The organism is Pseudomonas sp. ITEM 17296 (assembly GCF_028895205.1).
In the GTDB taxonomy this organism is placed as follows: domain Bacteria; phylum Pseudomonadota; class Gammaproteobacteria; order Pseudomonadales; family Pseudomonadaceae; genus Aquipseudomonas; species Aquipseudomonas kermanshahensis.
Genome location: NZ_WJRS01000088.1, coordinates 1 through 487 on the forward strand (window position 1 = coordinate 1; position 487 = coordinate 487).

Consider the following 487-nt stretch of genomic DNA (forward strand, 5'->3'; position numbering starts at 1 on the left):
AGTGACAGCAGTGCTGACCGGCGTTTTGTCCAGAACCAGGTTCTCGAACTTGCCGACATCAGCGCCATCTACCGAAGCGATCGATTTGATCACTGGATCGTTAGTACCGGTGTAGACGTTGTCCGGAGCAGTCACGGTGGTGAAACCAGTGGTGCTGTTGGCCGGCACGGTGATGACGGTGGTGCCGTCGCTCAGGGTGAAGGTCAGTGCCGAGTGCTTGTCGATCGGCAAGCCATCTTTGTTGGTCAGGGTGATGGTGTAGGTGATCGCACCACCTTCGGTGACCGAAGGCGTAGCGGTCAGCTTGGCCACGACATCGTCGGTGGTGTCGGTGACTTTGACCGAGGCGGCATCGCCCAGCTGCAGGTTCTCGAAGGCACGGCCATCGATGTCTGCTGCCGACTTCACGCCCAACTCGATTTCACCGGCATCTTTGTAGACGTCGTCGCCCTGCGCGTCGTGGGTGTACGGCGCGCTGGTTTCGCCA

At 59.8% G+C, this 487-nt stretch carries 1 protein-coding gene; it reads right to left on the reverse strand.

What is annotated here, in order from left to right; all coding sequences use genetic code 11:
* Positions 1–487: immunoglobulin-like domain-containing protein (locus tag GIB19_RS28180; RefSeq protein WP_274888865.1), on the reverse strand; the 487-nt coding region annotated here is incomplete at both ends.